Raw genomic sequence first — 8091 nt, 5'->3', positions numbered from 1 at the left:
ATCGACGAGATGGGCATGCGCCACACCATGGTGCAGGCCTTGAAGGGGGTCGATGCCAACACCCATTTGCACGTGAGCCTGGACGTTGATTTTCTGGACCCCGACATCGCGCCCGGTGTCGGCACCACGGTGCGCGGTGGCCCGACCTACCGCGAGGCGCAGTTGTGCATGGAAATGATTGCCGATACCGGACGCCTGGCCTCGCTCGACGTGGTGGAACTCAACCCGGCATTGGACCTACGCAACCAGACCGCGGAGCTGGCCGTTGACTTGATCGAAAGCCTGTTTGGCAAGAGCACGCTGATGCGCAAACCCAACGGTAAACCCTGATCACGCGCGCCAGGCGTGCTGGTCACGGCAGCCCCGACAAGTCCGGGACTCGATTGGCTTGAGGAATATTTCACTGCGATTGCCGACATATTTGGTGAGTAATTAATCAAATAAGTAGTAACCATAGTGGAGATATTTAATTGATTGGAGATTGCCGTGCGCTTGCCTTTTTCTTACCGACCCGAAGCCCAGATCGTCTCCAGTCACCTGGGCTCGCTCGCCAGCGCCCTGGACTGGGCCGCCGCCGCCAAGGTGGCCATGCCCTGGGTGCAGGCGGTGCGCCAGAACCCGCCGCCGTTCTGGGCGATGGAGAGTTTGCTCAAGGAGTACCCGATCTCCAGCGCCGAGGGCGTGGCCCTGATGCGCCTGGCCGAAGCACTGCTGCGCGTGCCGGACGCCGAAACCGCGATTGCCCTCACCGCCGACCAGCTGGGCCGCGCCGACTTTGACACTGCCGGTGACAAAACGCTGGCGCGGCTTTCCAGCACGGCGATCGCCATGAGCAAGAAGTTTTTGCCCGACAGCGAGGCGCCGACCGGCATCTTTGCCAAGCTGGGCGCCCGTTCGGTGGTGGCCGCCACCCTGCGCGCGGTGCAGTTGCTGGGCCGTCAGTTTGTGCTGGGCCAGACCATTGTCGAGGCCATGGAAGAGGCCGGCTCGGCCAAACGCAAGAGCCGCAACCTGCGCTACAGCTACGACATGCTGGGCGAGGGCGCACGCACCGATGCCGACGCGCTGAAATACCTCGCGAGCTACCAGAATGCTATTCAATCAATAGCTACCAGCAACCATGCTGCGGGGGCTTGCGAGCATAACGATGGTATCTCCATCAAGCTCAGCGCGCTCCATCCGCGCTATGAAGACGCGCAAATGAAGCGCGTCATGAGCGAGCTGGTGCCGCGCGTCTGGGGCCTGTGCGAACAGGCGGCGCGCGCCAACATCAACCTCACCATCGACGCCGAAGAGGTCGACCGCCTGGAGTTGTCGCTCGACGTCTTTGAGGCGCTGGCGTCCAAAGTGGCGCAGCAATTCCCGCGCTGGACCGGCTTTGGCGTGGCGATGCAGGCCTACCAGACGCGAGCCCTGGAACTGATCGAACACCTCACCGCCCTGGGGCGCAGATACCAGATCCGCCTGATGTGCCGCCTGGTCAAAGGCGCCTACTGGGACGCCGAAATCAAACGCGCCCAGGAGATGGGGCTGCCGGCCTACCCGGTGTTCACGCACAAGCACCACACCGATATCGCCTACCTGGCCTGCGCCCGTGCCTTGCTGGACGCGCCGGACGCCATTTACCCCCAGTTCGCCACCCACAACGCGGCCACCATCGCCGCCATTCTGCAAATGGGCGCCAAGAGCGCCGCGCCGTTCGAGCTGCAGCGCCTGCACGGCATGGGCGAGGGCGTCTACCGCGAGGTCTTGAAGAACCCGCTGATCGCCTGCCGCGTCTACGCCCCGGTCGGTGCGCACAAAGACCTGCTGGCCTACCTGGTGCGCCGCCTGCTGGAAAACGGCGCCAACTCGTCCTTCGTGCACCAGCTGGCTGACGAGTCGGTCGGCATGCAGGAGCTGCTGATTTCGCCGCTGCGCCTGGAGCCCGAAACCTCCTTGCCGCTGCCGCTGGACCTCTTTGGCGCAGCCCGCAAAAACAGCGCCGGGCTCGACCTGACGGTGCAATCCATGCGCGAGCCCCTGCTCGCCGCCTACCAGACGGTGCAGCTGCCCGAGGTGCCGGTGTTTGATGCCAAATTGGTCTCCAGCCCTCTGGAAATAAGCGCGAGCAGCTATAAAAAGTGGAGCAAGACGGAAGTGAGCGAGCGCGCCGCCATCCTGCGCCGCGCGGCGGACGAGTTGCAGAAGCAGCTGCCCAAGTTCTGCGCCCTGCTGGTCAAGGAAGCGTTCAAGACCTGGGGCGATGCCGTCAGCGAGGTGCGCGAGGCGGTGGACTTCATGCGCTATTACGCCAACGAGGCTGAACGCGTCATGGCACCGGTCGCCATGCCCGGACAGTCCGAGGGTGTGACGCATGACCAAGACTCGGAGGTGACGCATGGCGTCACGGGCGAGAGCAACGAGCTGCGCCTGATCGCGCGCGGCCCCTGGGTTTGCATCAGCCCATGGAACTTCCCGCTTGCCATCTTCATGGGCCAGGTGGCCGCCGCCCTGGCCACCGGCAACACCGTGCTGGCCAAACCGGCCGAGCAAACCCCTGGCGTCGCGCTGGAGGCGGTCAAACTGCTGATCGCCGCCGGTGTGCCCGAAGGCGCGCTGCAACTGCTGCACGGCCCCGGTGAAACCGTCGGCGCCGCCCTGGTGGCGGCACCCGGCGTCGCCGGTGTCGTGTTCACCGGCTCGACCCAGGTCGCCAAAATCATCAACCGCGCGCTGGCCGCCAAGGACGGCCCCATCGTGCCGCTGATTGCCGAGACCGGCGGCATCAACGCCATGCTGGTGGACAGCACGGCCTTGCCCGAGCAGGTCAGCGATGCCGTGATGCAGTCCGCCTTCAGAAGCGCCGGTCAGCGCTGCTCGGCGCTGCGGCTGCTCTGTGTGCATTCCAGAATAGCCGACCATGTGATCGAGATGATTCAAGGCGCGGCCCAGGAACTGGTCAGCGGTGACCCGCGCGAGCTCGCCACCGACGTCGGGCCGGTGATTGACGCCGAAGCCTACCAAGGCATCCAGCAGCACCTCAAGCGCCTGCGTTTGGAGTCAAAACCACTGCTGGCCCCCGCCCATATTGCGCAAGGTGCTACCAAATCAATAGCAAATCTGATTCCGCCGCAGGCTTTTGAAATCAGGACTATTGCCGACATGCAGCAGGAGATCTTCGGCCCGGTGCTGCACATCGTGCGCTGGAGCGGCGACCCGATGAAGGTGATCGAGCAGATTAACGCCCTGGGCTATGGCCTGACGATTGGCATCCAGAGCCGCATCGATAGTCGGGCGCAGGCCCTGGCCAGAGCCGCGCATGTGGGCAACGTCTACATCAACCGCAACCAGATCGGCGCCGTGGTCGGCGTGCAACCGTTCGGCGGCGAAGGCTTGAGCGGCACGGGACCCAAGGCTGGTGGCCCGCATTACCTGTATCGCTTCTGTGCCGAGCAGACCATCACCGTCAACACCACGGCGGCGGGGGGGAATGTGGCCTTGCTGGCGGGGTGAGGCTCCCCAGCGACATGCATGAGGGTTGGGTCCTCCAGGCAAGGCATCAGGACGACGGACGGCGGGCTTGCAGCAAAGGCTGCGCCAGTTGATTGAACAGTGCCGCCAGTTCCGCCGGGGGCAGCGGCGCGCGCTGCTCTACCCACCAGCTCAACAATTCCACGAAGCCCGCCGCCAGCCAGCGCGCGGCCGCCTGGCGCGGCAGACCGTCTGTTGACGCTGGCAACTCCTCGCTGACCAGGCGAATCACCATTTCGCGAAAGCGTTGCTGCACGACATAGCCACTGCGGCGGCCGATCATGCCGCGAAAGATTTTGCGTTGCTCGTGGGCATGCTCAATCAGCCCCAGCGCAAAACGAAACCCGCCCGGTGTATCGATCACGCCGTGGCTGCGGTCCGCCTGCGCTTGGGCTTGGCGTTGCAGTTCGGCCTGCAGATCCTCCAGACCTCCCACCAACAGCGCATCCTTGTTGGGGTAGTGCGAATAGAAGGTGGAACGTCCGATGTTGGCGCGCTCGCACACGTCTTGCACGGCAATATCGTCCCAACCCCGTTCGGCGATCAAGTCGACCAAGGCGCCGCGCAAGGCCTCGCGGGTGCGCGCGCTGCGGCGATCCAGGGCGGCGTTGAGGGGTAGCTGGGTCATGGCGATTCCTGAACACAAAAGCAGTTGGTGTCCGGAATTGGACAAAACGGCGACTGCCGTGTCTGGACGCGAACGCCCGACACGGCCAAGATGGACACCTGTCTACTATAGAACGGATGTCCCGATGATTGAACTGCGCAATGTGAGCAAACGCTACCCCGGCCCCGACGGTGGCACCTGCGCCTTGGATGGCCTGAGCCTGACTCTGCCGGATGGCGAGTTTGTCGCCATTGTGGGCAAGTCGGGCAGCGGCAAATCCACCTTGATCAACCTGATCGCCGGCATTGACCGCCCCAGTGCGGGCGAAGTGGTGGTGGCCGGCACGGCCGTGCACACCTTGGATGAGAGCCGCCTGGCGAGCTGGCGCGGTCGCCACGTGGGGGTGGTGTTCCAGTTCTTCCAGTTGCTGCCGACCTTGACCGTGCTGGAGAACGTGATGCTGCCCATGGACTTTTGCGCCACCTATGCGAAGGCACAGGCGCGTGAGCGTGCGCTGCGGCTGCTGGCGGATGTGGGCATCGCCGAGCACGCGCACAAGCTGCCATCGGCCTTGTCGGGTGGGCAGCAGCAGCGCGCGGCGATTGCCCGTGCGCTGGCCAATGACCCGCCCCTGATCGTGGCCGACGAGCCCACCGGCAACCTGGACACTGCCACCGCCGACGCGGTGTTGGCCTTGCTCTGCGGCCTGGCCCGCACCGGCAAGACGGTGCTGATGGTGACGCATGAGCGCGACGTCAGCCGCATTGCCGACCGCGTGGTGACGCTGGCCGATGGTCGAGTGGTGGACAACCAGCGCATGCCCACACGCCAAGCGGCGCAGACCCAGGCGGAGTGCCATGCGTAAGGCACTTGCGGCGCTGCTGCTGTTGTTCGCCTCCGGTACCGGCACGCTCAGCGCTGCGGCAGAGCCGCCCGAGCGGGGTGAACTTCTCGTCCACGCGACGGGCTTTGCCAATGCCCGTGGCCACGCGGTGGCCAAACTGTTTGTGGCTGGCGACAAGGTCTTGGAGTCAGGGCGCTGGCAACTGGTGGCACCCATTGAAGCGGATGGCGCGGCGTTCCGCTTTGGCGGCCTGCCGGCAGGACGCTATGCCGTGGTCGTGTTCCACGACGTGAACGATAACCTGGCCATCGACCATGGCTGGTTCGGGCCATCGGAGCCGCTCGGGTTTTCAGGCGGTTTTGCGCTGAGTTGGGTGTCGGGACGGCCCGATTTTGAGCGCCTGCAGTTTGACTTCAAACCGCCGCTGCAGACATTGGAAGTGAGGGTGCGATGAGTATGCGTTGGATCAAACTGTGGCGCGACGTGCGCACTGAGCGAGGGCGTTTCTCCCTGATGCTGGTGGCGGTGGTGGTGGCGCTGGCTGCACTGGGCGCGGTGCTGGGGGCCTATGCGGTGCTGACGCGCGAGATGGCGGTCAACTATTCTGCAACCGCGCCCGCGCATGCTACGCTGGAGATGCGTGGCGATGTGACACCTGAGGTGCTGGCGCTGGCCAGAAGCCATCCCCTGGTGGCGCAGGCACAGGCGCGTGACGTGCTCACGGCGCGCGCCCTGGTGGGCGACGAATGGCGGCCGGTGCTGCTGTTCGCGCAGGATGACGGCACGCAATTAACCGTCAGTCGATTCCTGCCAAGAGAGGGCAGCAGCGCACCCGTCACCGGCAGTGTGCTGCTGGAACACACGGCCACCGGCGTGCTGGCGGCGCAGATTGGCAGCCAGTTGCTTCTCAAGACGCAGCATGGCCGGGAGCAGGCGCTGCCGGTCAGCGGTCTGGTGCACGACCCCGGTCTGGCGCCAGCCTGGCAGGAGCGCACCGGCTATGTCTACCTGGACCGCGGCAGCCTGCGCCAACTCGGCGAAGACGGCGCCTTGCATGAGTTGCGGGTGCGCTTTCGTGACACGCCCGAAACCATGGCCGCCGTGCAGGCCGCAGCCGAATCGCTGGCGCAGGCTTTGCAGCGCGAAGGCCACGCGGTGCTGGAGCTGCGCGTGCCGCCACCGCGCCAGCACCCGCACCAGCGGCAGATGACCACGGTGCTGTTTTTGCTGCTCGCCTTCAGCGTGATGACCCTGGTGCTGGCCGCCGTGCTGGTGGCCAATACGTTGGTGGCCTTGTTGGCGCGCCAGGTGCGCGAGATCGGCGTGATGAAGACGCTGGGCGCCAACACGCCGCAATTGGTGCGCATGTACCTGCTGCTGGTGGCCGCCATCGGCCTGGCCGCACTGCTGGTGGCACTGCCGCTGGGGCTGATCGGCACGCAGGTGTTTTCAGCGTCGGTGGCGCGCTTGCTGAACCTGACGCTGACGCAGGCCCAAGCGCCCTGGTGGGTGCTGGCGCTGCAAACGGCGGCGGCTTTTGGGGTGCCGATGCTGGTGGCGGCGGTGCCGGTGTGGTCGGCCTGCCGCGTCACGGTGCGCGAGGCCGTGGACCGCCACGGTGCGGGCGGCGAGCGTTTGCGCCAGCGCATCAGCCGCTGGCCGGTGGCGCTGCGCAATGTGTTGCGCAAGCCGGTGCGCCTGGGCTTGACGCTAGGCCTGTTGGCGGTGGGGGGTGCCATGTTCATGAGCGCGCTGAATGTGTCGGGCAGTTGGCAGGCCACCATCGACAAGGTCTACCAGACCCGCCACTACGACGTCGAAGTGCGCTTCCATGCGCTTGAGGCGCTGCAGCGGCGCGACAGCCTGCGCCAACTCCCCGGCGTGCGCCAGGTGGAGGCCTGGGGCTACAGCCCGGCCGCCTTTGCCCGCCCGGGCCAGATCGATGTGTCGCGTGCCTACCCCGATCGCGGCCACGGCGCATTTGCCGTCATGGCGCCACCGCCGGGCACGCGCCTGATCGACTTCCCCGTGCGCGCGGGGCGCTGGCTGCAGGGCGATGACCGCGATGCGGTGGTCTTGAACCATGCAGCGGCGGCGCAGCAGCCGCAACTCAAGCTGGGCGACCCGGTGCTGCTGTCCATCGCGGGCCACACGAGTACCTGGCGACTGGTGGGCATCGTCGAGGAGATTGGTGCCGCCGGTGTGGCCTACGTCAACGCGCAGGCGTTCGCGCAGGCCACAGGAAGCGCGGGCAGTGTGGGCAGTGCGGCAGGCGGTGCGGGTGGCGCGCGCATGCTGCGTCTGGTCACCGACGCGGCCACGCCCGCCGAGCGCGCCCAGCGCATACGGCAGATCGAGGCCGCGCTGCTCAACAGCGGTGCCGGCGTCGAGACGGTGCAGCCGCTCAGCGAGTTGCGCAACGCCATGGGCGAGCACATCGTGATCCTGATCCGTGCCTTGATGGCGCTGGCCTTGGGGATGGCCGCGGTCGGGGGCTTGGGTCTGACGTCGACCCTGGGCATCAGCGTGCTGGAGCGCACCCGCGAGCTGGCCGTGATGAAGACCCTGGGCGCAACCCGCGCGCGGCTGATGCGCCTGATCATGGGAGAGGCCCAGATCGTGGCGCTGCTGAGCGTGGCTGCGGCCCTGGCGCTGTCGCTGCCTTTGACCTGGCTGCTCGACGTGATGATCGGTCAGCTGGGTTTTGTGGCGGCCTTGCCCTTTGTGGTGTCGCCCGTGGCGCTGCTGATGTGGCTGGCACTGGTGCTGGCGTTGTCGGCGCTGGCGGCCTGGGTACCCGCCCGGCGTGCGGCGGAGCTGCCGATTGCGCTGGCGCTGGCCCAAGTGTAGGAGCCCGCCTGAGAACGACGTCGGGCCGGTGATCGACGCCGCAGTCTATCAAGGCATCCAGCACCACCTGCGGCGCTTGCATGTTGAGTAAAAACCACTTCTGGTCCCCGCCAATGCTACGCAAGCAGCTATCAAATAAATAGCAAACCTGATTTCGCCGCAAGCTTTTGAAACCAGGGCCATCACCGTCAACACCACGGCGCCGCTAGTCGATGCGGCTTGCTGCGCCCGGCGCGCTGTCTGCGGACACAAAAGGCTGCGAGCGCATCCACTTCGT

Annotated in this window: 6 protein-coding genes; 5 read left to right on the top strand and 1 reads right to left on the bottom strand. The window is 66.0% G+C overall.

Features of this window, described 5'->3' with window-relative positions:
• A partial coding sequence (locus B3V69_RS19820; protein WP_296449266.1) for an arginase family protein occupies positions 1-330 on the top strand: 330 nt, incomplete at its 5' end.
• Positions 331-486: 156 nt separating this feature from the next.
• Complete coding sequence (locus B3V69_RS19815; RefSeq protein WP_296449263.1) at positions 487-3495, top strand: L-glutamate gamma-semialdehyde dehydrogenase; 3009 nt, start codon at positions 487-489, stop codon at positions 3493-3495.
• Between the two features lie 46 nt (positions 3496-3541).
• Here the strand turns inward: B3V69_RS19815 and B3V69_RS19810 are convergent, their stop codons facing one another.
• The gene (locus B3V69_RS19810; RefSeq protein ID WP_296449260.1) at positions 3542-4141 is read right to left on the bottom strand and encodes a TetR/AcrR family transcriptional regulator; all 600 of its coding nucleotides are present in this window, start codon (positions 4139-4141) and stop codon (positions 3542-3544) included.
• A 124-nt stretch (positions 4142-4265) separates the two neighbouring features.
• Between B3V69_RS19810 and B3V69_RS19805 the strand changes: the two genes are divergently transcribed.
• Genes B3V69_RS19805 through B3V69_RS19795 form a run of 3 tightly spaced genes read left to right on the top strand, consistent with a single transcriptional unit; the run spans position 4266 to position 7814 of the window.
• The gene (locus tag B3V69_RS19805) at positions 4266-4985 is read left to right on the top strand and encodes an ABC transporter ATP-binding protein (protein ID WP_296449258.1); all 720 of its coding nucleotides are present in this window, start codon (positions 4266-4268) and stop codon (positions 4983-4985) included.
• Positions 4978-5418 (top strand): DUF2141 domain-containing protein, encoded by a 441-nt coding sequence (locus tag B3V69_RS19800; protein WP_296449255.1) that lies wholly within the window; start codon positions 4978-4980, stop codon positions 5416-5418. The genes B3V69_RS19805 and B3V69_RS19800 overlap by 8 nt, the downstream gene beginning before the upstream one ends.
• On the top strand, positions 5415-7814 hold the full coding sequence (locus tag B3V69_RS19795) for an ABC transporter permease (protein WP_296449252.1): 2400 nt from the start codon (positions 5415-5417) through the stop codon (positions 7812-7814). Before B3V69_RS19800 ends, B3V69_RS19795 begins: the two co-directional genes overlap by 4 nt.
• The last annotated feature ends 277 nt before the right edge of the window (positions 7815-8091 follow it).

The organism is Rhodoferax sp. UBA5149, from assembly GCF_002413825.1.
In the GTDB taxonomy this organism is placed as follows: domain Bacteria; phylum Pseudomonadota; class Gammaproteobacteria; order Burkholderiales; family Burkholderiaceae_C; genus Rhodoferax.
Note: the sequence above shows the minus strand (reverse complement) of the source record. Positions and strands in the feature narration are given on the sequence as shown.